Here is a 21628-nt window from a genome sequence, read left to right as displayed (position 1 = left end):
GTTGCAAGCTTTCCCCTAGATCTGGTTACCGGCCATGCGTTTGTTTTCGGTTGGCTTCGGCGGGACTTTCTCGCCGTCTCGGTCGCAGCGCTCCGATCCGCATTCTCGCGACCGGGTTTTCGACATCGCGCGCGGCCTCGCGATTCTGGTCATGGTGTCAGGACATATCCTGCCACAGCCCTACTCGCTTCTCGCCTATGTTCTGAACATGCCGTTCTTCTTCTTCGTGGGCGGCTATCTCTTCCGTGGGCACGAACCGTTTGGCGAATTCCTTCATCGGAAAGCGCATCAATTTCTGGTGCCCTATTTCGGCCTGCTGCTGCTGCTGCACGCGGTGAAAATCGCTCTCGACGGGGGCACGGATGACCTGCACACCCTGACCTGGCGCATGCTCTATGGCGGCGAGCTGTTGCAAGGATGGTTCGCGGTCTTCTGGTTCCCGCCTTGCTACTTTGCGACGTTGGTCTGCTACCATTGGCTCAACCATCGCGTCTCCAGCCGCGCGCTCTGGGCGATCATGGCGGGCAGCACCGGCCTGGCGCTGTTGAACCAATGGGCCGCGCCTGCATTTCACCTGCCACTGGCGCTCAACGTCGTCGCGATGGCGCTGCCCATCTATCATCTCGGCGCGATGGCTCGAAGGCTGCGCATTCACGCCACCAGGCAGGGCGTGCTTACCCTTCTGGCGGCCCTGATCACTCTGGCCTACATCGCCGCGGCGCTGCACTTTCAGGCGCCGCCCCTTGCCATGAAACGGGCCAGCTATGGCTGGCCGCTGGTGTCGGTGCTGGCGTCGCTCAGCGCCTGCCTGCCTTTGCTGTTCATTGCGCATGTCGCGGCTCAGCTGCCCGGCCTGAATTCGCTGCTCCAGCAGGTCGGCGTGGCGGCGCTCACGGTGATGTACCTGCACCAGCCGCTACAATACGTGATCGCCGATCATTTCGGCCTGCATCACCCATTCGCCCGGTACTGCCTGTCGGTGGCGCTGGCGCTGGCCGCACACCGGCTGATCGAACGGAACGAAGCCGCACGCTGGCTGTTTCTCGGCACGCGGCGGGCGCCGGTACTGGCGACAAGCGCGCCCCCCGTGAAACCGGGTTGAAGCCGGGTCAGGCGCGCTTGCCGATCACCTCGACACCCAGCACCGAGAGCACCTTTTCCTCGATGTGCCGCGCCGAAAGCTGCGCCGTTTCGTACATGTCCGCCGGGCTGGCCTGATCGATGAAGATATCGGGCAGCACCATGGAGCGGAACTTCAGGCCGTGGTCGAACACGCCCTCATCCGCGAGAAGCTGCGCCACATGGCTGCCAAAGCCGCCGACGGCGCCTTCCTCGATGGTGATCAGCGCCTCGTGATCCGCCGCCAGCCCCAGGATCATCTCGCGATCCAGCGGCTTGGCGAAGCGGGCATCCGCAATGGTCGGCGTGATGCCGCGCGCGGCCAGCGCCTCGGAGGCCTTCGTGACCTCCGACAGCCGCGTGCCAAAGGACAAAAGCGCCACGCGGCTGCCCTCCTGCACGATCCGGCCCTTTCCGATCTCGATGGGCTGCGCCTCGGCGGAGATCTCGACGCCGACGCCTTCGCCGCGCGGAAAACGAAAGGCGATCGGGCCTTCGTCATGCGCCGCCGCCGTGACCACCATGCGCGCCAGCTCCGCCTCGTCGGCGGCGGCCATCACCACCATGCCCGGCAGGTTGGCCATGAAGCCCACGTCGAACGATCCGGCATGGGTCGCGCCATCGGCCCCGACGAGACCCGCGCGGTCGATCGCGAAGCGCACCGGCAGCCGCTGGATCGCCACGTCATGCACGACCTGATCGTAGCCGCGCTGCAGGAAGGTCGAGTAGATCGCGCAGAACGGCTTCATGCCCCCCGCCGCGAGACCGGCGGCAAAGGTCACGGCGTGCTGCTCGGCGATGCCGACGTCGAAGCAGCGGCTGGCATAGCGGTCCATGAACCGCGCAAGCCCCGTGCCGTCGGGCATCGCCGCCGTCACGGCGACGATCTTGTCGTCGGTCTCCGCCAGCTTGACGAGGCTGTCGGAAAACACCGAGGTGTAGGAGGGTGCGTTGCTCTTGGCCTTGGATTGCTTGCCCGACACCATGTCGAACTTGGCGGTCGCGTGACCCTTGTCCGAGGCCGTCTCGGCAGGGGCATAACCCTTGCCCTTGCGGGTGATCGCGTGGATCAGCACCGGCCCGTCGGCGCGCGCCTTCACGGTGCGCAGCACCGAAAGCATCTGCTCCATGTCGTGCCCGTCGATCGGACCGATATAGGAAAAGCCCAGCTCCTCGAACAGCGTGCCGCCGACGGTCATGTGCTTGAACACGTCCTTGGCACGCTTGGCCCCCTCCTGGAAGGGCGGCGGCAGGAAGCTCACCGCCCCCTTGGCCAGCGCCTTGAACTCCTGGAACGGCGCGCCGGCGTAGAGCCGCGAGAGATAGGAGGACATCGCGCCCACCGGCGGCGCGATCGACATCTCGTTGTCGTTGAGGATGACGATGAGCCGCTTGCCCAGATGGCCCGCATTGTTCATCGCCTCATAGGCCATGCCCGCGCTCATCGCGCCGTCGCCGATCACCGCGATGCAGTCGCCGACGCTTTCGCCCTCGATCCCGCGCCCGCCGAGATCGCGCGCCGTCGCCAGCCCCAGCGCCGCCGAGATCGAGGTGGAGCTGTGGGCGGCGCCGAACGGGTCATAGGCGCTCTCCGAGCGCTTGGTGAAGCCCGACAGACCGCCCTTCTGGCGCAGGGTGCGGATCCGGTCGCGCCGCCCGGTCAGGATCTTGTGCGGGTAGGACTGGTGGCTCACATCCCAGATCAGCCGGTCGCGCGGCGTGTCGAACACCGCGTGCAGCGCCACGGTCATCTCGACCACGCCGAGGCCCGCGCCCAGATGCCCGCCGGTCTCGCTCACCGCCGAGATCGTCTCGGCGCGCAGCTCGTCGGCGAGCCGCTTGAGCTCGGCGTCGCTCAGCCGCTTCATGTCGGCGGGGATCTTCACCCGGTCGAGGATGGGCGTGACGGGGCGGTTCGGCGTCTGGGTCATGGCGAGCCCCCTGATGTTCAGTTGTCGCGCGCGATAACGAAGCGGGCCGCCTCGCGCAAGGTTGCCGCGCCCGCGCCATAGGGCGACAGCGCATCGCAGGCGGTCTCGACCAGATCGCGCGCGCGGGTTTTCGCCGCGCCGAGCCCGAGCAGCGACACGAAGGTCGCCTTGCCCGCGCCCGCATCCTTGCGCACCGCCTTGCCCATCCTGACCGCGTCCCCCTCCACGTCGAGGATGTCGTCCGCGATCTGAAAGGCAAGGCCCAGAGCCGCGGCATAGCGCCCCAAGGGCCGGGTATCGGCCCCGGCCATCACCGCGCCCGCCTCGGCCGACCAGCGGATCAGCGCCCCGGTCTTGCCCTGCTGCAGCTCGGTGATCTGCGCCAGATCGAGCGGTGTCTCGGCGCTTTCGGCCATGATGTCGCGCGCCTGCCCGCCGACCATCCCCGCGATGCCACCCGCCCGCGCGAGCGCGAGGCACAGATCGGCGCGGTGCGGCCCGACCGCCGGATCGGCGCAGAGCTCGAAGGCAAGGCTTTGCAGCGCGTCGCCCGCGAGGATCGCGGTCGCCTCGTCCCACGCGACATGCACGGTGGGCCGGCCCCGGCGCAGATCGTCGTCATCCATGGCGGGCAAATCGTCATGCACGAGGGAATAGGCGTGCAGCGCCTCGATCCCGGCGGCGGGCAAAAGCGCCGCCTCGCGCGCCACGCCGTGCAGCTTCGCGCCTTCGAGCACGAGAAAACCGCGCAGCCCCTTGCCGCCGGTGACGGCGTGCTCCATCGCGCGGGCCACGGGCAGGTCATGCCGCCCGAGCCGCGCCGAAATCAGCGCCTGCGCATCGCGCCCCGCCTGCGCCAACGCGGCGCGGAACGCCTCAGCCATCGAGCGGCGCGGTGCCCTGCGCCTCGCCATCGGGGCCTTGGGTGATCTTGGCGACCTTCTCCTCGGCATCGGCGAGCTGCTTTTCGCAGCGCGCCTTCAGCTCGGCGCCGCGCTGGTAGAGCGCGATGGAATCGTCGAGCGCGACATCGCCGCGCTCCAGCTTGCCCACCACCTGCTCCAGCTCGCGGATCGCCGCCTCGAAGCTCATCTCGTTCACGGGTGTCGCGTCGCTCATCGTCCGCGTTCCTCCAATATCCTGACATGGGCCGCCGCCGAGGCGCCCAGCGCGTTCAGGTCATAACCGCCTTCGAGCGCGGAGACCACGCGCCCCGCACACAGATCGTCGGCCAGATCGCAGATCCTGGACGTGATCCGCGCGAAATCCTCGGTCTCGAGCATCAGCCCGGCCAGCGGGTCTTCGCGGTGCGCGTCGAACCCGGCAGAGACGAGGATCAGTTCGGGCCGATGCGCCGCGACCCTCGGGAATACCTTGTCCTCCAGAGCCGCCAGCAGCCCCGCCCCGTCCGTGCCCGCGCGCAGCGCCACGTTGACCACCGTGCCATGCGGGCCGGTCTCCGACGGATCGCCCGTGCCCGGATAAAGCGGCATCTCGTGGGTCGAGCAGAACAGGATGCGCGCATCATCCTCGACCAGATCCTGCGTGCCGTTGCCGTGATGCACGTCGAAATCGACGATCGCCACGCGGTCCAGCCCGTGATGGTCGAGCGCGTGCTTCGCCGCCGCCGCGACATTGCCCAGAAGGCAGAACCCCATCGCGGTCTCACGCTCGGCGTGGTGGCCGGGCGGGCGCATCGCGCAAAAGGCGTTGGCCGCCTCGCCCCCGAGCACCATGTCCACCGCCCGGATCGCCGCCCCCGCGCCGCGCCACGCCGCGCCGAGGCTGCCGGGCGAGAGCCAGGTGTCGGCGTCGAGCTGGCGGCGGCCATGTTCGGGCGCATCATTGCGCAGGTCGTCGAGATAGGGCTTGGGGTGCACGCGCAGCAGGTCGGCCTCGGCCGCGAGCGGCGCCTTGACGCGCAACAGCTCGATGCCGCCGAGCGCGTCGAGCACGGCCTGCAGCCGGGCGACCTGCTCGGGATGGCCGGGCGGGGTGTCGTGGTCAAAGCCGTCGGGATGGGTGAGAAGCGCTGTGGTCATCCCCGCAGGCAAGCGCAGATCGGGGCCAGGTGCAAGCGCGGGACGATCACCGTCGCGCGGGCCGAAACGGGCGGGATTTGCGTATTTGCGGAATGGTGAAAGGCAAATGGCGCGCCCGGCTGTTTCACCATTCCGCAAATACGCAAATCCCGCCGCGTCAGTCCGGGGCCAGCATGTAGCCCTCGCCGCGCACCGTCTGCAAATAGCGCGGCTGGCGCGGGTCGGCTTCGAACTTGCGCCGGAGCCGCGTGATCTGCACGTCGACCGCGCGCTCCTGGCTCTGGCCGCCGCCGCGGCCCAGCTCCTCGACGAGGCTGGCGCGGCTCACCGCTTCGCCGGGGCGGGCGGCGAAGATCCGCATCAATTGCGATTCGGTCGCGGTCAGCCGGATCCGGCTCTCGCCCTCCCACATCTCGCCACGGGTCACGTCGTAGCGCACCGGGCCGAGCTCCAGCGTGGTGGGCCGCTCCGGCACCGGGTCGGGCGCGGGCTGGCGGCGCAGCACCGCGTTGATCCTGAGCAGAAGCTCCTTGGGATCGAAGGGCTTGGCGATGTAGTCGTCCGCCCCGGCTTCGAGCCCCATGATGCGGTCCTCGGTCTCACCGCGTGCGGTCAGAAGCAGGATCGGCACCGGCAGCTTCTCGCGCAGGGCCCGGCACAGCGTGATGCCATCCTCGCCGGGCATCATCACGTCGAGCACGATCAGGTCGAAATCGAGCCCGGTCAGCAGCCGGCGCGCATGGGCGGCGTCGCGCGCCCCGGTGACGAGATAGCCGTGCCGGGCAAGGAATTTCTGCAACAGCGCGCGCAGCCGCGCGTCGTCATCCACCACGAGAATATGCGCAAGCTCGGTGCTCATCAGCCGCCCCTCCCGGCCAACGCCTCGTATTGACGGCGGCTTTCCTCGTCCATCATCGCCTCGAGCACCTGCCGGAATCCGGCCACGGCCACCGGCCCGGCGGTGCGGTAGGCGGCGCGCATCCGCTCGCGCTGGGCATCCGACAGCTCGCGCTCCAGCGCCGCCCCCTCCGGCGTCAGGTGCAGGTTGCGCTCGCGCCGGTCGCGCCGCCCGACCCGCACCTCGACCAGCCCTTCGGCGATCAGCGCCCTGAGCACCCGGTTCAGCGACTGCTTGGTGACGCCCAGAAGCGCCATCAGGTTCGACACGGTGGTGCCGGGGGAACGGTGGATGAAATGGATCGCCCGGTGATGGGCGCGGCCCATCTCGCGTCCCTCGAGGATGCGGTCGGGATCGGCGGTAAAGCCGCGATAGGCAAAGAACATCGCCTCGATGCCCTTCCTGAGCTGTTCGTCCGTCAGGAAGAGAAGGCTCGATCCTCCCTGCGGCAGCGGTGCCTCGGCCATGCGGTCTGTCCCCTTCGGTCTTGCCCTTCGGGACACAATACGTCAGCCTTGTTGACATTCCAAGGGCGAAGGTCTAGCGATTTGCCCCATGAGGCGCAATTTTCGGTCTCGAGGTCCGAATCCGCGCCCGGCATCTTGACAGGGAGGCACGCCATGGCGGGCGGCTACGACGATCGCGACGGGAAGATCTGGCTCGACGGGAAGCTGGTGGAATGGCGGGAGGCCAATGTCCACATCCTGACCCACGCGCTGCACTATGCCTCCTCGGTGTTCGAGGGCGAGCGGTGCTACAATGGCCGGATCTTCAAGGGCATGGCGCATTCCGAACGGCTGCGCCGCTCGGCCGAGCTTCTGGATTTCGAGATCCCCTACACGGTCGACGAGATCGGCGCCGCGAAATACGCGGTGCTCGAAGCCAATGGCTGGAAGGACGCCTATGTGCGCGCCATCGCCTGGCGCGGCGCCGGCCCCGACATGGGCGTGGCCTCGCAGCGCAACCCGGTCCGGCTCGCGATCGCGGCGTGGGAATGGGGCAGCTATTACGGCGACGCCAAGATGAAGGGCGCCAAGCTCGACATCGCCAAGTGGAAGCGCCCCTCCCCCGAGACCGCGCCGTCCCAGGCCAAGGCCGCCGGTCTTTACATGATCTGCACCATGTCCAAGCACGCCGCCGAGGCCAAGGGCTGCTCGGACGCGCTGATGTTCGACTATCGCGGCTACGTGGCCGAGGCGACCGGCGCCAACATGTTCTTCGTCAAGGATGGCGAGGTGCACACGCCGCTGGCCGACTGCTTCCTCAACGGCATCACCCGGCAGACCGTGATCGGCATGCTGCGCGAAAAGGGGCTGACCGTGCATGAGCGCCACATCATGCCCGAGGAACTCGAAGGCTTCGAGCAGTGCTGGCTCACCGGCACGGCGGCCGAGGTCACGCCGGTGGGGCAGATCGGCGATTACAATTTCGAGGTCGGCGCGCTGACCCGCGACATCGCCGAAAGCTACGAGAAGCTGGTCCGCGCCTGACCGGCCCGATCCGTTCGAACGTGCCTTCATGGGGGGCGGCGCCACGCGGCGTCGCCCCTTTTTCGTGCCGCCGCACGCCGGGGCGGGACCCGCGCGGGCACCGCCCCCGCTTTCCTCGGGCCGGTCGCGTCATAGCTGTACCGTCAACGCCCCCCTCGAGGAGACCGCATGACCGACGCGCACCGCAGCACCGACAAGGACAGGACCGCCCCCGCCCAACCGCGAGAGAGCGCCCCGACCGCGAAGGTCCGCAGCCATCAGGAGGACGAGGCCGTCTCGCGCGCGGGACACCTGTCGCCGCGGCTCGTCTATCACGTGGTGTTGCGCGCGGGCGAAGAGGAGCTGATGCGCCCGACCTCTTCTCTGGTGTTCTCGGGCATCGCCGCGGGCATGCTGATCTCGATGTCGGTGCTGGCCGAAGCGGTGTTTCGCGCCTACCTGCCCGAGGCGGGCTGGCGGCCCCTGGTCGAGAATATCGGCTACACGATCGGGTTTCTGCTGGTGATCCTGAGCCGGATGCAGCTGTTCACCGAGAACACGATCACCACCGTCCTGCCGCTGCTGACCCGTCCGGGCCCGCGCTGCGCCCGTGGGCTGGCGCGGCTGTGGGGCATCGTGCTGGGCGCCAACTTGATCGGTTGCTTTGCCGCCGCCGCCTTCTATGCGCTGACCCAGGCGATCCCGCCCGAGGTCGCCGCGGCCATGGCCGAGCTGTCGCATCACGCCACCGGCGCGGGCGCCGCCGCGGGTTTCGCCAAGGCGATCCCGGCCGGCATCCTGATCGCGGCGCTGGTCTGGATGCTGTCCTCGGGCGATCAGGAGCATTTCTGGATCATCTTCATCTTCACATGGCTGATCGCCGCGGGCGATTTCACCCATATCGTCGCCGGCGCGGTCGAGATGGCCTACCTGCTGATCCTCGGCGAGCTGGCGCCGGGTCCGGCGATCCTGTCGTTCTTCCTGCCGGTGCTGGCGGGCAACGTGGTCGGCGGCACGGTGGTGTTCACGCTGACCGCATGGGGGCAGGTGCGCGAGGAGATTGCACCGGACACCGCCCAAACCCGCGCCGATGACCGCCGCGCCCGGTGACCGGACGGGCAACCGGGCCCCGGGCCACGGACCCCGCTCCCCCGGACACGGGCCCGCGCAGGGCAGGCGCCGCGCGGCCGACGGGCAATGACAACCCGGACCGGTCGCTCTGCGCCGCGCCGACCACCTCCGGGACACATCGCACGGCTCGGAGAATCATCCGTTAACGTGTAGGCTATGATGGCGCATCGCATGTCTCATTGTTTCCCGTTGTTTTTGTTGAAAGGTCTCCCATGAGCGTGATTTCCGTATCCGGCACGTCGCTTGCCGAGGGGCAAAGCAGCTACCAAGCCCTGATCTTCAACCTGACTCTCGACCGGATCTCGACCGATACGATCACCGTGCCATGGCAGATCACCGGCGGATCGGTCACCGGGAAGACCGATCTTTTCTCGGGCGGCAGCTATTCGAGCGGGGTCGTCACCTTCCGTCCCGGCGAAACGCTCAAGGAGGTCAGGGCCTATCCCTTCGGCGATGCGCTGGTCGAATCCGACGAAAGCGTCGTGATCGAGCTGCTCACCCCGTCGCGCGCCACGCTCGAGGATGGCGCGGCTTCGCTGCGGGCCGTGGGCTGGGTGCTCGACGATGACGGTCTCGCCATGCCGCGGGCGATCTCGGTCAGCGATCCGCGCATGAACGAAACCGGCACCGCGGAGTTCGAGCTGTCGCTGTCGCGCCCGGCGATGTCGGAGCTGCGCATTCCCTACAGCTTTGGCGGGTCCGCCCGCGCCGGCGAGGATCATGCCGGCAAGGCGGGCACGCTGGTCATCGCGCCGGGCGAGACCGAGGCGCGCATTCGCGTGCCCCTCAAGGGGGATCGCGTCCTGGAATCGCTCGAGACCATCGAGCTGCAACTCGACCTGCCGGACGGGATCAGCCAAGCCGATGGCGGCCGGGCGCTGTTGATCGACGACGACGCGGGATCGGGCCCCTATGTGCTGGCGCGGGGCGGCAGCCTGACCGAGGGCGACAGCAGCTACAACACGCTGACATATCTGGTCAGCCTGACCGAACCCAGCAGCGAAACGGTCACGGTGGGCTGGCGGCTCGCGGCGGGTCTGGCCCAGCCCGGCACCGACCATTTCAGCGGCGGCAGCTACTCGGCGGGCACACTGACCTTCCGCCCCGGCGAAATGGTCAAGCAGGTCTCGGTCTTTCCCTATGGCGATCTCGACCCCGAAACCGATGAAAGCGTGGTTCTGGAATTGCTCGAACCGACCGGGGCGCTGCTGCCGGGCCGGGCGACGGTCACGCAGGCGGTGGGCTGGGTTCTCGACAATGACAGCGCCGGCAACACGCTTGCGCTGCATGTCTCCGACCCGACGGTTCTCGAGCATGACGACGCCCGCGTCACCGCCAGCTTCGAGATGGAGCTGTCCCGACCGGCGCCCTTCGACATCGACATCTCCTACAGGACCCGCGGCGACGGCGCCACGGCCGGGCGCGACTTCGTCCAGACCAGCGGCACGGTGACGATCCACGAAGGCCAGCGCACCGCCACCGTCGGCGTCGAGGTGATCGGCGACAATGGCTACGAGGCGGACGAAGACTTTTCGCTCGGCCTGTTCGTGCCGGGGGTGATCGAGGCGTATTCGGGGGGCCGTGCGACGATACTCAACGACGACGCGTTGACCGACGTGCTGCGCCTGTCCGGCACCGGTGGCAATGACCGCATCTCGGGCGAGGCCTATAACGACCGGATCGAGGGCCGCGGCGGCAATGACCGGCTTCTCGGGCTGGCGGGGGATGACACCCTTCTGGGGCAGAAGGGCAACGACGTGCTGCTCGGCGGCGGCGGCGACGACACGCTGCTCGGGGCGAGCGGCGGCGACGTTCTGACCGGCCAGGGCGGTCGCGACACGCTCAAGGGCGGCGGCGGCGACGATGTCCTGAACGGGCAGGCCGGTGTCGACATCCTCAAGGGCGGCGGCGGCAACGACCGGCTGACCGGCGGCAATCGCGGCGACCTTCTCGACGGCCAGGGCGGGCGCGACACCCTGATCGGCGGCGGCGGCGGCGACGTGCTGACCGGCGGCAAGGGCAATGACAGGCTGACCGGGAATGCCGGTCGCGACATCTTTGTCTTTCACAAGGGGTCGGGAACGGACGCGGTGACGGATTTTCGTGTCAATATCGACCTGATCGAAATCCAGAGCGGCGCCAACGGCTTTCGCAAGCTCGATCTTTCGCAGGCCGGGGACGACACGATCATCGCCTTCGGCGACCAGTCGATCCGCCTGCTCGACGTGGCGCAAAAGCGGATCGATGCGGATGATTTCCTGTTCACCTGACCCCGGCGGCGGCGCGACCGCTCAGCCGTTCGGGCTCATCGCGCGCCGCCCGCGGCCCCGCTCCAGCCCGAGCCTGCGTTCACGCCAGATGATCGCGATGCCCGCCGCGATGATGATCGCGGCGCCGCCCAGCATCGCCCATGTCGGCACCTCGTCGAAGACGAAATAGCCCACGCCCAGCGCCAGCAGCATCGAGGCGTATTCGAACGGCGCGATCAGCGAGGCGTCGGCATAGCGGTAGCTCGACGTCAGGAAGATCTGCCCGATGCCGCCCAGTATCCCCGCCAGCACCAGAAGTGCGGCGGTGCCCGGCCCCGGCAGCACCCAGCCGAAGGGCAGCGTGAACAGCGCCAGCACGCTCGCCGTCATGGAAAACCAGAACACGATCGCCGCGGTGCCCTCGGTGCGGGTGAGCTTGCGCACGAAAACCTGCGCCAGCGCCGCGCAGAGCGCGCCGCCCAGCGCCACCACCGCGCCCAGCGTTTCGGCCATGCTGAGCGGATCCGACGTCACCGACAGCCGCGGCGACATGACGATCAGCACGCCGATCAACCCCACCCCCACCGCCGAGAGCCGGAACAGCCGGACGTTTTCCCCCAGGAACATCGCCGCCAGCACCACCACCATCAGCGGCGCGGCATAGCCGATCGCCGTCACCTCGGGGAAGGGCAGCAACCCCAGCGCCGTGAAGCCGAGCCCCATCGCGGCGGTGCCGACGAGCCCGCGCCACAGATGCCCCATCGGGTTGGGCGTCTTGAGCCCGTGGCGCAACTCGCCGCGCCAGACCAGCCATGCGACGATCACGGGCAGCGCGAAAAAGGATCGAAAGAACACCGCCTCGCCGGGCGGCACGACGCCGGAGGTCGCCTTGATGATCGCGGCCATGGCGACGAAGACGCAGACCGAGGCGACCTTGAAGGCGATGCCGCGCATCGGCTGTTGCGGCGGCGGGCTGGCCGCGGCCTGCGAAGGGGTGGGGCGGGACATGGGGCTTCCTTTCGCCCCGACCCTAACCGCGCGCGCGGCAAGGGCAAGCGCGGCGGCGCGCCGCCCGGCCCGCCGCCTGCCTTCGCCCGTCTAGAGGGTCGAAACCGTCAGGCCTCGTGACCGCGCTCGATCCGCAGAAACTGGCGCAGCCGGGTGGCGCCGCGGGCGCCGAGGCTGCGGGCATGCAGCCGCCTGACCGAACGATGCAGCCCGCCCTCGCGCTCGAGCCGGGCGTATTCGCGGGTCTTGATGGCAGAGCGGTCCTTGGGCTTGTCGATCACGTGCTTGGTCATCGATATGTCCTCCCTTGGGGATATCGCGGACCCGCAACCTAGCCGATCACGGCGATTCGATCTGCCCCTTTCGTGCCGCGCCCCGACATAGGCCATCCGGCGCCGGGACGCGGTCCTTCAAAGATCAGGATTTCGGCGACATGCGCAGGATCGCGCCCGCCTCGCTGTCGATCAGGAACAGCACCGATCCGTCCCCGGCGATCTCCACGTCGCGCACCCGGCCATTGCCGCTTGCAAGCGCCTCCTCGCCGGCCACGCGGCCCGCGTCGTCGATGTCGAGCCGCACGATTTCGCCGGGCGCGAGCGAGGCGATGATCAGGTCGCCTTCCCACCCCTCGAAGGCGTCGCCTTCGTAGAACGCCATGCCGCCGGGCGCGATCACCGGATCCCAGTAATAGACCGGCTCCTCCATGCCTTCGGCCCGCGGCGCGCCGGTGCCGATCGGGGCGCCGTCATAGCGGATGCCGTAGCTCACCTCGGGCCAGCCGTAATTGGCGCCCGGCTGCGGCCGGTTGAGCTCGTCGCCGCCAGCGGGCCCGTGCTCGATCGCCCAGTAATCGCCGGTGGCAGGCTGGATCGCCGCGCCCTGGATGTTGCGGTGACCATAGGACCAGATCGCGTCCTCGCCGTCGCGGCCCACGAAGGGATTGTCCTCCGGCACCGAGCCGTCGGGGTTGAGCCGCACGATCTTGCCATAGGTGTTGTCGAGCTTTTGCGCGAGCTGGCGGTTCTCGTCGGTGAAATGCTCGCCCGTGGTGATGAAGACGTGGCCTTCGCCGTCGAAGGTGATGCGCGAGCCGTAATGCATCGGCGCGTCCGAGGGCGGCCCCTGGACAAAGATGTCCTCGACGCTGTCGAGCGCGGTCATGTCCTCTGAGAGCGTGCCGCGCGCGGCCGCCGTGGCGACGCCGCCATCGACCGGCTTGGCATAGGTGAAATAGACCATGCGATCGGTGCCGAAATCGGGAGAGAGCGTCACGTCCAGAAGGCCGCCCTGCTTGCGCGCATCGATCTCGGGGAGGCCGGTGATCGGCTCGTGCACCTCGCCCGTGGCCGAGACGTGGCGCAGCCGCCCGGGGCGTTCGGTGACGAGATAGCCGCCTTCGGGCAAGGTCGCGATGCCCCATGGACGTTCGAGCTCTTCGGCGAAGGTTTCGATGGTGACCTCGGTGGCCTCCATCTGCGGCGCCATTTCCTGTTCGGGAAAGGCGGGCTCGTATTCGGCGTTGGGCGGGCCGCGATCGACCGGCTTGGACTCGGTGTGCTGTTCGGCGAAGGCCGCGCCGGGCAGCAGCGCCGCGAGCACGATCGGGGAAAGCGTTCTCATCTCGGTCTCCTCTCCTGATTGTCAGGAAAGCGAGCTAGCCCCGTCCCCCTGCCCTTCCAGCCGCCTCACGGCCCATTGACCGGCCTCGGCCAGCACCGGGTCGGGCTCGGCCGCGAGATCGCGGGCCGTCGGCAGCAGGCCCGGATCGCCGGAATTGCCGATGGCATAGGCGACGTTGCGCAAGAACCGGTCGCGCCCGATCCGCTTGATCGGGCTGCCCGAAAACATCTCGCGGAAGGCCGCATCGTCGAGCCGTGCCAGGTCGGCCAGCGGTGGCGCGTCGACCTTGCCGAAATAGCGCATCTCGGTCGCGTCCTGCGCGAACTTGTTCCACGGGCAGACCGCGAGACAGTCGTCGCAGCCATAGATGCGGTTGCCCAAGGCTTCGCGGAATTCCTCGGGCACCGGCCCCTTGTGCTCGATGGTGAGGTAGGAAATGCAGCGCCGCGCATCGAGCTGGAACGGCGCCGGAAAGGCGCGGGTCGGGCAGATGTCGAGACAGCGCGTGCACGAGCCGCATTTTTCGCGCGCGGGCGCGTCGACGGGCAGCTCGGCGGTGGTGAAGATCGCGCCCAGGAAGACCCAGTTGCCGACCGTCCGGCCCAGAAGATTGGTGTGCTTGCCCTGCCAGCCGAGGCCTGCGGCCTGCGCCAGCGGCTTTTCCATGACCGGCGCGGTGTCGACGAAGACCTTGATCTGTTCTTCGGGCAGCTGTTCCAGCAGCCAGCGCCCGACCCGCTTCAGCCGTTTCTTGACGAGATCATGGTAGTCGCGGCCATGGGCGTAGACACTGATCGCGGCGCGGTCGGGGTGACCGAGCACCTCGAGAGGGTCATGCCGGGGCGTATAGGCTTCGGCCAGCATGATGACGGAGCGCGCCTCGGGCCAGAGCGCGGCGGGATCGCCGCGCCAGTGCATCCGCTCCTCCATCCAGCCCATCTGGCCGTGGCGGCCTTCCTCCACATAGGTGGCGAGCCGCCCGGCGGCCTCGGGGATGGCATCGGGGCGGCAGATTCCCATCTCGGCGAATCCCTCGGCCAGAGCCGTCTCGCGCAGCCGGTCCTTGAGCGATGCTGGGGTCACCGGAACCTCCCGGAACATGGATGGCGGCGCCCGGTGGACGCGGCGGGATCTGCGTATTTGGAGAATGGTGAAACAAGGGCGCGCGCCCCCCCTTTCACCATTCCCCAAATACGCATTCGAAGCATCGGCCCCGAGCGATCCGCTTCAGAAATCGAGATCCGCGTAATGCGCGGGCTGCGGAAAGCCCGGCAGCTGATCGGCGAGCAGCGAGCGGAAGGCCGGGCGCGACTTGATCTTGGCGTACCAGTCCTTGACCGTCTCCGAGCGGTTCCAGTCCACGTCCGAGATGTAGTCGAGGCAGGACAGGTGCGAGGCCGCCGCGAAATCGGCGAGCGACAATTCGTTGCCCGCGAGCCAGCGGCGCTGATCGAGCAGCCACGCCATGTAGTCGAGGTGATACTTGATCGCCCGTGCCCCGGCCTTGACGTTGGTGCTGTCGGGATAGCCGCCGCCCATGACCTTCTTGAACACCCGCTCGCCGAGGAGCTTGGAGGTCACCTCTCGGTTGAACTTGTCGTCGAACCAGCCGACGAGACGGCGCACCTCGAAGCGGGCATCGACCGATTGCGGCAAAAGCGGCGGATCGGGCTGCACCTCTTCGAGGTATTCGCAGATCGCCGTGCTTTCGGACATCATCCGGTTGCCGAGCTTGAGGACCGGCACCTTCCCCGCCGGGTTGCGGCGCATGAACTCGGGATCCTGTTCCCAGTAGCGCTCCTCCACCAGCTCGACCTCGATTCGCTTCTCGGCAAGGCTGAGCCGCACCTTCCGCGAGAAGGGCGACAGGGGGAAATGATAGAGGCGATGGGTGGCGGGACGGGTGTTTTGCATGCCCCCTATCTGCCGCAACTGCCGTGCCGCTTCAATCCCGCGCGGATCACTCGAAGCAGTCGTCGCGCCCGTCCCGGCGGATCGTGGCCGCGCCGTCGAGGATCTGCGCGGCACGCCCGCGCACGAAATCCGACGGGTTGGCCGCCGAGCGCCCCTTGGGGTCGGGCAGGATCGCGGCGAGCCGCGCGGCCTGCACGTCGCTCAGATCGGCGGCGGCGACGCCGAAGTAATGCGGCGCGGCGCGGCCCACGCCGAACACGCCCTCGTCGAACTCGGCGACGTTGAGATAGGTCTCGAGAATGCGCCGCTTGGTCCAGACCGCCTCGACCGGCGGCGTCATCGCGGCCTCCAGCGCCTTGCGCAGCCAGCTGCGCCCCTGCCAGAGATAGACGTTCTTGACGACCTGCTGGCTGATGGTGGAGGCGCCGCGATTGCCGCCCTGCGCCATCGCGGTGCGGATCGCCTTGAGATCGAGCCCCCAGTGCAGGCAGAAATTCGCATCCTCGGCGGCGACGGCGGCGCGGGCCATGACCGGGGCGATCTCCTCCATCGGCACCCAGTCATGGGCGATCTCGCCCAGCCGCGCGCGTTCGGACATCATGTAGGGGGTGATCGGCGGGTTCACGGTCGAAAACAGCAGGATCGCCGCCCCCGCGAGGCCGACCAGCCCGAGCCCGGCCCAGAGCAGGACGCGCGTGATGCGCGCGGCCAGCCGGGCGCGCGGCGCGGCAGAGGCCGGTTTGGCGGCGCGGGCGCCCTTGCGGCCCCGGCGGGCGGCGGGGCCGGATCTGGAGGTGTTCACGGGCTTGGCCATGCCGTCATAGACCGCGCCCGCCGGGGGTGGGTCAAGCCGAACATGGCGGCGCGAAAAAGGGCCGGTGCGTCACCGCACCGGCCCTTTCGCGTCGGCTTCCCTGACCGGGGATCACTCGGCGGGCAGCGCCACCTCCTCGACCGTGAGCGGGTGCGGGATGTGGCGCAGCATCTCCTTGGGGCAGACCTGCAGGAAATTGTGCTTCTCGCTGTCCCAGTGCTGCAGGATCTCGGCGGCCTTGCGGGAGCCGGTCTCCAGCTGGTGACGCTCGATCAGCCCGTGCAGCTCGGCCTCCCAATGATCGACGGTGACCGGGCAGGTGACGAGCGTTTCGGTGTTCATCAGCGGCTCGGCGAGGCCTTCGGGGTCGTAGAGATAGGCCATGCCGCCGGTCATGCCCGCGCCGAAATTGGCGCCGATCGAGCCGAGGATCACCGCCACGCCGCCGGTCATGTATTCGCAGCCATTGGTGCCGCAGCCCTCGATCACCACATGCGCGCCCGAGTTGCGCACGCCGAAGCGTTCGCCCGCGCGACCGGCGGCAAAGAGGTAACCGGCGGTCGCGCCGTAAAGCACGGTGTTGCCGATGATGGTGTTCTCGGAGGCGACCAGCGGGCTGGCCATGGCCGGGCGCACCACGATGGTCGCGCCCGACAGGCCCTTGCCGACATAGTCGTTGGCGTCGCCCGAGACCTCGATCTTCAGCCCCGGCGCGCCGAAGGCGCCGAGCGACTGCCCCGCCGAGCCGGTCAGCTTGACCGTCAGGTGGTCGGGCTGCAGCTGGTTGCGCATCCCGAAATTCTCGACGATGTGCGCCGAGATGCGGGTGCCGATGGTGCGGTGCGTGTTCTGCACCGCGTATTGCAGCTGCATCTTTTCGCCGTCTTCGAGGAAGCGCTTGGCATCCTTGACGATTTCGGCGTCGAGCGTGTCGAGCACCTCGTTGCGCGGCTTGGCCCGGTCGTAGCGGATGCTCTTGGTGCCATCGACCTTGGTGCCGTCGACGGTGATCAGCAGCGGGTTGAGGTCGAGATCGTCGAGATGCGCCGAGCCGCGCGACACCTGCGTCAGCAGGTCGGCCCGGCCGATCACCTCATCGAGCGAACGCGCACCGATGCTTGCCAGGATCTCGCGCACTTCCTGCGCGTAGAAGGTGATCAGGTTCACCACCTTGTCGGCGTTGCCGGTGAACTTGCCGCGCAGCTCCTCGTCCTGCGTGCAGACCCCGACCGGGCAGGTGTTGGACTGGCACTGGCGCACCATGATGCAGCCCATGGCAATGAGGGCCGCGGTGCCGATGCCGTACTCCTCGGCCCCCATCATCGCCGCCATGACGATGTCGCGCCCCGTCCGCAGACCGCCATCCGTGCGCAGCGTGACGCGGCTGCGCAGGTTGTTCATCGAGAGCACCTGATGCGCCTCGGTGAGACCCATTTCCCACGGCAGGCCCGCATATTTGATCGAGGTCGCGGGGCTGGCCCCGGTGCCGCCATTGTGGCCCGAGATCAGGATCACGTCGGCCTTGGCCTTGGCCACGCCCGCCGCGATGGTGCCGACGCCCGACGACGACACCAGCTTCACCGTCACCTTGGCGCGCGGGTTGATCTGCTTGAGGTCGTAGATCAGCTGCGCGAGATCCTCGATCGAGTAGATGTCGTGATGCGGCGGCGGCGAGATCAGCGTCACGCCTTCGGTCGAATGCCGCAGCCGCGCGATCAGCTTGGTCACCTTCATGCCCGGAAGCTGGCCGCCCTCGCCGGGCTTGGCGCCTTGGGCCACCTTGATCTCAAGCTCTTCGCAGGCACCGAGATATTCGGCGGTGACGCCAAAGCGGCCCGACGCCACCTGCTTGATCTTGGCGCTGGGGTTGTCGCCATTGGCCTCGGGCAGGAAATGCGCCGGATCCTCGCCGCCCTCGCCCGAATCCGACTTGGCGCCGATCCGGTTCATCGCAACGTTGAGCGTCTTGTGCGCCTCGGGAGAAAGCGCGCCCAGGGACATGCCGGGCGTGACGAAGCGCTTGCGGATCGCGGTGATGCTTTCCACCTGCTCGATCGGGATCGCCTCGCCCATCGGCTTGATCGCCAGAAGGTCGCGCAGATGGATCGGCGGGTTGGCCTGCATGGTCGAGGCGTATTGCTTCCACAGCTCGAAGGAGGCGCGGTCGCAGGCGGCCTGCATCATGTGCATGGTGGTCGCTTCCCAGGCGTGCTTCTCGCCCGAGCGGCGCGACTTGTAAAAGCCGCCGATCGGCAGCGCGCCGAGATCGGCGCCGGGCTTGGTCCAGCCCTGCGCGTGCACCTCTTCGAGCTTCTTCTGGATGCCGGTCAAGCCGATACCGGAAATGCGGCTGTGCATGCCGGGGAAATATTCGGCGCACATGGCGCGCGACAGGCCCACGGCCTCGAAGTTGAGACCGCCGCGATACGACGAGATGACCGAGATGCCCATCTTGGCGATGATCTTCAGCAAGCCCGCATCCACCGCGTCGCGGTAGCGGCGCATGATGTCGGTCAGCGTGCCTTCGAGCAGGCCGCGGTTCAGCCGGTCGGCAAGGCTGTCCTGCGCCAGATAGGCGTTCACCGTGGTCGCGCCCGAGGAGATCAGCACCGCGAAGTAATGCGGATCGATGCATTCGGCGGAGCGGACGTTGACCGAGCAGAAGGTGCGCAGACCCTTGCGGGTCAGCCACGAATGCACGGCGGAGGTGGCGAGGATCATCGGCATGCCGATGCGGTCCTCGTCCTGGTGCTGGTCGGTGAGCACGATGTGCCCCGCGCCCGAACGCACCGCGTCCTCGGCCTCGGCGCGGATCCGCTCGAGCCCCGCGCGCAGCCCGTCGGCGGCGCCGCCCGCCGGGAAGGTGCAGTCGATGAAGGCCACCTGGTCGCCGAACTGCTCGACCATGGTGTCGAACTCGGCATTGGCGATGAACGGGCTTTCCAGCACCAGGATCTCGGCCTGGCTGGAGCTTTCGTCGAGCACGTTCTTGAGGTTGCCGAACCGGGTCTTGAGCGACATCACCCGGCTTTCGCGCAAAGAATCGATCGGCGGGTTGGTGACCTGGCTGAAGTTCTGCCGGAAGAAATGCGACAGCGGGCGGTACTTGGTCGACAGCACCGCCGAGGGCGTGTCGTCGCCCATCGAGGCGATCATTTCCTTGCCGTCCTCGGCCATCGGCGCCAGCACCTGCTCCAGCTCCTCGATCGAGTAGCCGGCGGCGATCTGGCGGCGGCGCAGCTCGGGGCCTTCGAACAGCGGCTCCTCGGGGATCTCGCGCAGGATGTCGTTGAGGTTCACGACCTTCTCGATCCACTCGCCGAAGGGCTGGGAGGCGGCGAGCTTGTCCTTGATCTCGCCGTCGTGGAACAGCTTGCCCTCGGCCATGTCGACGGCGATCAGCTGGCCGGGGCCGAGCGCGCCCTTCTCGATCACGCTGGCCTCGTTTACGGGGACCATGCCTGCCTCGGAGCCCGCGACCAGAAGCCCGTCGCCGGTGACGACGTAGCGCATCGGGCGCAGGCCGTTGCGGTCGAGACCGGCGCAGACCCAGCGGCCATCGGTCATGGCCAGCGCCGCGGGGCCGTCCCACGGCTCCATCACGGCATTGCAGTAGGAATACATGTTCTGCCACGCCTCGGGCATCTCGACCCGGCTCTTGGACCAGGCCTCGGGCACCAGCATGGTCTTGGCCATCGGCGCGTTGCGACCCGCGCGCACCAGCACCTCGAACACCGAATCGAGCGCGGCGGAGTCCGAGCTGCCCTGCGGTACGATCGGCTTGATGTCCTCGGCCATCTCTCCGAAGGTCGAAGAGGCCATGCGGATCTCGTGGCTCTTCATCCAGTTGACGTTGCCCTTGAGCGTGTTGATCTCGCCGTTATGGGCGAGCATGCGGAAGGGCTGGGCCAGCCACCATTGCGGGAAGGTGTTGGTGGAATAGCGCTGGTGATAAAGCGCGAAGGCGCTTTCGAAGCGCGGGTCCATCAGGTCGGGGTAGAACACCGCCACCTGCTCGGCCAGCATCATGCCCTTGTAGATCACGCTGCGGCACGACAGCGAGGCGAGATAGAGCTCGCGCACGCCCGCGGCGACCGAGGCGCGCTCGATCCGGCGGCGGATGATGTAGAGCTCGCGCTCGAACTGCTCCTCGTCGATGTCCTTTTCGCAGCGGATCAGGATCTGTTCGATCTCGGGGCGGGTGGCGTTGGCCTTTTCGCCGAGACAGGTCACGTCGACCGGCACGTGGCGCCAGCCATAGATGTAGTGCCCCATGCGGAGCACCTCGGTCTCGACGATGGTGCGGCAGGTTTCCTGCGCGCTGAAATCGTTGCGCGGCAGGAAGACCTGCCCCACCGCGATGCGGCGCTCGGCCATCGGCTCGTGGCCGGTGCGGCGGATCTGGTCCTCGAAGAAGGCGCGCGGGATCTGCACGTGGATGCCTGCGCCGTCACCGGTCTTGCCGTCGGCATCGACCGCGCCGCGGTGCCACACCGCCTTCAGCGCGGCGATGCCCTTTTCGACCACCGAGCGCTGCGGCTTGCCGTCGATCGACACGACGAGGCCGACGCCGCAGGAAGCGTGCTCGTCGTCTTCGCGGTAGAGGCCGTGCTCGGCCATGTAAGCGCGCTTGGCCTCTTCCGAGGCGACCCAGGCGTCATCATAGGTGGTCATGGAAGAACTCCTTCGCGGTGGAGGCGGGCGCCGACGACATGGTCGCGCCGCAGCCGTGTTTGGGGTTGGGCGACAGGAAACCCGTCTCGCCCGGGAACATGAATTCGACGGGGCTGTCATCGGAGGTGAAGCTGCCTTCGGCGTTCGTCACCTCGCTGGTCCCCGACAGGAAGATGCGGCGGTCGCGGTCGATGAACTCGGAGCCGGCGCTGCGCCACAGCGGTTCGCCATCGGGGCCGATGGCGCGGACCTCGTATTCGGTGCGCTCCAGCTCGACGCCGTCGATGGTGACGGTCTCGCCGGTCAGGCTGTCGAAACCGACATAGCGGGTCCGGCCCACCTGCTCCGAAAGGGTGGCGAAATCGAAGCTGTCGGCGCCGGTCTCGACCAGCTCGGTGAAGGAGGCCGGATCGGCGGGATCGGGGCCGAGACGCTCGGCCCGGTCGGCGCGCGGATAGACGCTCTCGACCCATTGGGCCTCGCGGTCGATCGCGCCGAAATAGCTGACCCCGTCGAGGTCGAGATCGACCCGGCGGCGCCAGCCCTCGGGATCGGCCTCGCAGGTGAAATGATGCGACACGGTGCAGCTGGAGGCCTGCACGGTCATCTCGGCGGTGCAGCCTTCGGGCAGCGTCACCTCTCTGGGCGCCTGCGCCGCGGCCATGGCGGGCCATGCGCAGATCAACAGGGCGATGGGCGTCTTCATGGATGTCTCCGTGATCGGGACGTGAATGACGGGGTCGAAGCGCCCCGCCGCCC

The 21628-nt window shown here is 68.1% G+C and carries 18 protein-coding genes; 4 read left to right on the top strand and 14 right to left on the bottom strand.

Annotated elements, in window-relative coordinates; genetic code table 11:
- Positions 1–34: 34 nt before the first annotated feature.
- Complete coding sequence (locus LOKHON_RS03980) at positions 35–1102, top strand: acyltransferase family protein (protein WP_017927692.1); 1068 nt, start codon at positions 35–37, stop codon at positions 1100–1102.
- 7 nt (positions 1103–1109) lie between these two features.
- Here the strand turns inward: LOKHON_RS03980 and dxs are convergent, their stop codons facing one another.
- The 6 genes from dxs to LOKHON_RS03950 all read right to left on the bottom strand — a co-directional run bounded on the left by dxs (position 1110) and on the right by LOKHON_RS03950 (position 6457).
- Positions 1110–3050 (bottom strand): 1-deoxy-D-xylulose-5-phosphate synthase, encoded by a 1941-nt coding sequence (gene dxs, locus LOKHON_RS03975; protein ID WP_017927693.1) that lies wholly within the window; start codon positions 3048–3050, stop codon positions 1110–1112.
- A 17-nt stretch (positions 3051–3067) separates the two neighbouring features.
- Positions 3068–3934 (bottom strand): polyprenyl synthetase family protein, encoded by an 867-nt coding sequence (locus tag LOKHON_RS03970; protein ID WP_017927694.1) that lies wholly within the window; start codon positions 3932–3934, stop codon positions 3068–3070.
- Positions 3927–4169, bottom strand: a complete 243-nt coding sequence (locus LOKHON_RS03965; protein WP_017927695.1) for an exodeoxyribonuclease VII small subunit — start codon at positions 4167–4169, stop codon at positions 3927–3929. The genes LOKHON_RS03970 and LOKHON_RS03965 overlap by 8 nt, the downstream gene beginning before the upstream one ends.
- The gene (locus LOKHON_RS03960) at positions 4166–5092 is read right to left on the bottom strand and encodes a histone deacetylase family protein (RefSeq protein ID WP_017927696.1); all 927 of its coding nucleotides are present in this window, start codon (positions 5090–5092) and stop codon (positions 4166–4168) included. Before LOKHON_RS03960 ends, LOKHON_RS03965 begins: the two co-directional genes overlap by 4 nt.
- Before the next feature lie 157 nt (positions 5093–5249).
- The gene (locus LOKHON_RS03955) at positions 5250–5951 is read right to left on the bottom strand and encodes a response regulator (protein ID WP_017927697.1); all 702 of its coding nucleotides are present in this window, start codon (positions 5949–5951) and stop codon (positions 5250–5252) included.
- Positions 5951–6457: a MarR family winged helix-turn-helix transcriptional regulator gene (locus LOKHON_RS03950; RefSeq protein WP_017927698.1), complete on the bottom strand. Its 507-nt coding sequence runs from the start codon at positions 6455–6457 to the stop codon at positions 5951–5953. Before LOKHON_RS03950 ends, LOKHON_RS03955 begins: the two co-directional genes overlap by 1 nt.
- 153 nt (positions 6458–6610) lie before the next feature.
- Between LOKHON_RS03950 and LOKHON_RS03945 the strand changes: the two genes are divergently transcribed.
- The 3 genes from LOKHON_RS03945 to LOKHON_RS03935 all read left to right on the top strand — a co-directional run bounded on the left by LOKHON_RS03945 (position 6611) and on the right by LOKHON_RS03935 (position 10860).
- Positions 6611–7480 carry a branched-chain amino acid aminotransferase gene (locus LOKHON_RS03945; protein WP_017927699.1) on the top strand — a complete coding sequence of 290 codons (870 nt, stop codon included), beginning with the start codon at positions 6611–6613 and terminating at the stop codon, positions 7478–7480.
- Between the two features lie 168 nt (positions 7481–7648).
- Positions 7649–8569 carry a formate/nitrite transporter family protein gene (locus LOKHON_RS03940; protein WP_017927700.1) on the top strand — a complete coding sequence of 307 codons (921 nt, stop codon included), beginning with the start codon at positions 7649–7651 and terminating at the stop codon, positions 8567–8569.
- A 233-nt stretch (positions 8570–8802) separates the two neighbouring features.
- Complete coding sequence (locus tag LOKHON_RS03935) at positions 8803–10860, top strand: Calx-beta domain-containing protein (protein WP_017927701.1); 2058 nt, start codon at positions 8803–8805, stop codon at positions 10858–10860.
- 21 nt (positions 10861–10881) lie between these two features.
- On the opposite strand, the gene LOKHON_RS03930 is transcribed toward LOKHON_RS03935, so the two are convergent.
- From LOKHON_RS03930 to LOKHON_RS03895, 8 genes are all read right to left on the bottom strand, one after another.
- Positions 10882–11847, bottom strand: coding sequence for a DMT family transporter (locus tag LOKHON_RS03930; protein ID WP_017927702.1), 966 nt, complete (start codon positions 11845–11847; stop codon positions 10882–10884).
- A gap of 107 nt (positions 11848–11954) precedes the next feature.
- A complete protein-coding gene (locus tag LOKHON_RS03925) occupies positions 11955–12140 on the bottom strand; it encodes a hypothetical protein (protein ID WP_017927703.1) in 186 nt (61 codons plus the stop codon).
- A gap of 124 nt (positions 12141–12264) precedes the next feature.
- A complete protein-coding gene (locus tag LOKHON_RS03920) occupies positions 12265–13467 on the bottom strand; it encodes a PQQ-dependent sugar dehydrogenase (RefSeq protein ID WP_017927704.1) in 1203 nt (400 codons plus the stop codon).
- A 21-nt stretch (positions 13468–13488) separates the two neighbouring features.
- Positions 13489–14568: a tRNA epoxyqueuosine(34) reductase QueG gene (queG, locus tag LOKHON_RS03915; RefSeq protein ID WP_017927705.1), complete on the bottom strand. Its 1080-nt coding sequence runs from the start codon at positions 14566–14568 to the stop codon at positions 13489–13491.
- 126 nt (positions 14569–14694) lie between these two features.
- Positions 14695–15381, bottom strand: coding sequence for an FtsZ-binding protein FzlA (fzlA, locus tag LOKHON_RS03910; RefSeq protein ID WP_017927706.1), 687 nt, complete (start codon positions 15379–15381; stop codon positions 14695–14697).
- Positions 15382–15427: 46 nt separating this feature from the next.
- Positions 15428–16195, bottom strand: a complete 768-nt coding sequence (mtgA, locus tag LOKHON_RS03905; RefSeq protein ID WP_017927707.1) for a monofunctional biosynthetic peptidoglycan transglycosylase — start codon at positions 16193–16195, stop codon at positions 15428–15430.
- Between the two features lie 111 nt (positions 16196–16306).
- Entirely contained in the window at positions 16307–20869 is a 4563-nt protein-coding gene (gene gltB, locus LOKHON_RS03900) for a glutamate synthase large subunit (protein WP_017927708.1), read from the bottom strand.
- Positions 20856–21575, bottom strand: a complete 720-nt coding sequence (locus LOKHON_RS03895; protein ID WP_017927709.1) for a hypothetical protein — start codon at positions 21573–21575, stop codon at positions 20856–20858. Before LOKHON_RS03895 ends, gltB begins: the two co-directional genes overlap by 14 nt.
- Positions 21576–21628 lie beyond the last annotated feature (53 nt).

The organism is Limimaricola hongkongensis DSM 17492, from assembly GCF_000600975.2.
GTDB classification, from domain to species: domain Bacteria; phylum Pseudomonadota; class Alphaproteobacteria; order Rhodobacterales; family Rhodobacteraceae; genus Limimaricola; species Limimaricola hongkongensis.
This window is presented reverse-complemented; position numbering and strand designations above follow the sequence as displayed.

Excerpts from the sequence above, each read along its gene's own strand:
- LOKHON_RS03980 (WP_017927692.1), top strand. The coding sequence starts at position 35 with ATGCGTTTGTTTTCGGTTGGCTTCGGCGGGACTTTCTCGCCGTCTCGG.
- dxs (WP_017927693.1), bottom strand. The coding sequence starts at position 3,050 with ATGACCCAGACGCCGAACCGCCCCGTCACGCCCATCCTCGACCGGGTG.
- LOKHON_RS03970 (WP_017927694.1), bottom strand. The coding sequence starts at position 3,934 with ATGGCTGAGGCGTTCCGCGCCGCGTTGGCGCAGGCGGGGCGCGATGCG.
- LOKHON_RS03965 (WP_017927695.1), bottom strand. The coding sequence starts at position 4,169 with ATGAGCGACGCGACACCCGTGAACGAGATGAGCTTCGAGGCGGCGATC.
- LOKHON_RS03960 (WP_017927696.1), bottom strand. The coding sequence starts at position 5,092 with ATGACCACAGCGCTTCTCACCCATCCCGACGGCTTTGACCACGACACC.
- LOKHON_RS03955 (WP_017927697.1), bottom strand. The coding sequence starts at position 5,951 with ATGAGCACCGAGCTTGCGCATATTCTCGTGGTGGATGACGACGCGCGG.
- LOKHON_RS03950 (WP_017927698.1), bottom strand. The coding sequence starts at position 6,457 with ATGGCCGAGGCACCGCTGCCGCAGGGAGGATCGAGCCTTCTCTTCCTG.
- LOKHON_RS03945 (WP_017927699.1), top strand. The coding sequence starts at position 6,611 with ATGGCGGGCGGCTACGACGATCGCGACGGGAAGATCTGGCTCGACGGG.
- LOKHON_RS03940 (WP_017927700.1), top strand. The coding sequence starts at position 7,649 with ATGACCGACGCGCACCGCAGCACCGACAAGGACAGGACCGCCCCCGCC.
- LOKHON_RS03935 (WP_017927701.1), top strand. The coding sequence starts at position 8,803 with ATGAGCGTGATTTCCGTATCCGGCACGTCGCTTGCCGAGGGGCAAAGC.
- LOKHON_RS03930 (WP_017927702.1), bottom strand. The coding sequence starts at position 11,847 with ATGTCCCGCCCCACCCCTTCGCAGGCCGCGGCCAGCCCGCCGCCGCAA.
- LOKHON_RS03925 (WP_017927703.1), bottom strand. The coding sequence starts at position 12,140 with ATGACCAAGCACGTGATCGACAAGCCCAAGGACCGCTCTGCCATCAAG.
- LOKHON_RS03920 (WP_017927704.1), bottom strand. The coding sequence starts at position 13,467 with ATGAGAACGCTTTCCCCGATCGTGCTCGCGGCGCTGCTGCCCGGCGCG.
- queG (WP_017927705.1), bottom strand. The coding sequence starts at position 14,568 with ATGTTCCGGGAGGTTCCGGTGACCCCAGCATCGCTCAAGGACCGGCTG.
- fzlA (WP_017927706.1), bottom strand. The coding sequence starts at position 15,381 with ATGCAAAACACCCGTCCCGCCACCCATCGCCTCTATCATTTCCCCCTG.
- mtgA (WP_017927707.1), bottom strand. The coding sequence starts at position 16,195 with ATGGCCAAGCCCGTGAACACCTCCAGATCCGGCCCCGCCGCCCGCCGG.
- gltB (WP_017927708.1), bottom strand. The coding sequence starts at position 20,869 with ATGACCACCTATGATGACGCCTGGGTCGCCTCGGAAGAGGCCAAGCGC.
- LOKHON_RS03895 (WP_017927709.1), bottom strand. The coding sequence starts at position 21,575 with ATGAAGACGCCCATCGCCCTGTTGATCTGCGCATGGCCCGCCATGGCC.